At 54.9% G+C, this 1,325-nt stretch carries 1 protein-coding gene; it reads right to left on the bottom strand.

Features of this window, described 5'->3' with window-relative positions; translation table 11 throughout:
- Positions 1-305 precede the first annotated feature (305 nt).
- The coding region (locus A3709_RS24170) for a hypothetical protein (protein ID WP_066058694.1) at positions 306-1,325 on the bottom strand (1,020 nt) is incomplete at its 5' end.

Raw genomic sequence — 1,325 nt, 5'->3', positions numbered from 1 at the left:
AGCTAACCTGGACGTATAATGTTGCGCTCTGTCCGCTTTCGCCTATTTTGAGTCGTTGGGAGAATCTTGGGCCGATGACCGCTTTATCGGTTGTGCCTTCCTCCGCTGCTCTGTGTACCGCCTCTTGCGTAAACGCCGTGCGATAGCGTTTGTACGCCTTGGGGTTTGTCATTTGACACATCCGCGGGGCTTTCTGGCCCTATTCTAGGTGTTCACGGATTTAGGGCAAAACCACAAAGCGGTCACGATTAGAGGTTGTTGCTCCGCCAACGGTATAGTCCTTCCAGCCTAGTGGTTTTGACGTATTAGTAATCGCACATCTCCATCTTCACGCCGGCTCGCTCCAAGCGGGGCAGAAACTCCAGTCCTAGCGCCGTTGCGGGCGTTACCACACCGAAGGAAATAGGCGGCCGTGTGTTCTCCTCCGCAAGAAAAAGCCCCACCTCCGCTACGATCTTTGAAGTGGATAAGTAGCCAGGATGCCCTTTAGCCCTGGCTTGTGCCCGTATAGAACGCCCTCTGTCAGATTCGCCAAACAGTCTCAGCGTGTAGTCAACGAAGGGCAGCGACTCCTGGCAGGGGCCGTCACCGGGCTCGACACCCAGGCTATCAAGTCGGCGCCGGATAAGCCCACGCAGTGGCCTGGGCCCTGCAAGCGCTATTGAGGTAATTCTGTTGATCCTCGCACTTCTCTTCGCGGCTCGCTGCTGACCCTCAGGGCTGTCAGCATAGAACTCCATAGTCATGGAATCGCTGTAGGAGAAGTTTGCTCCGTAGTCGATACCAACCTGAGAAAGGAGGTGTGCAGAACGAAGAACGACAGGGACGTTCAGGAAGGGCGCGGGCTGCAGCGGACCCGTAAAAGCCTGGACGTCCTCATCATAGCGAGCAGCATAGCGAACCTTGTTGCGGTCTCGCACCCGACCGTTGTCTGCCTTGGGAGGCAGGAGGCAGGCCATGTCATTAAACGCATTGCAGTCATCCCCCGCCAAAATGTTCCTCATTGTGCCGATGCTTCCTCCGCTAATACGGTTATCTCGGACGCCCCCTAATCTGTGGAATGAGGTGACAATTTTTATCTTTGCGCAGTGCTCCTGATAGGCGCCTTCAAGATGTGTTATCGCAAGCAGGGTTAGCAGATCAAAGGGTACTGACTCGTACCCGGCCGTGGGGAGCAAAATCACTTTTTTGTCGCTCGCAGCCTGGTGGTACTTTTCGATCATCCGCTTAATAAAGAACGTTTCGCCGCCGATATCGACGTAATGCGTGCGATGCTCGATACATTTTTCAAAAAGCAGTTCGCTGTGCGTGGCGTAAGGGCCCGC

It is taken from the genome of Halioglobus sp. HI00S01 (genome assembly GCF_001635445.1).
Lineage (GTDB): Bacteria > Pseudomonadota > Gammaproteobacteria > Pseudomonadales > Halieaceae > Halioglobus > Halioglobus japonicus.
This window is presented reverse-complemented; position numbering and strand designations above follow the sequence as displayed.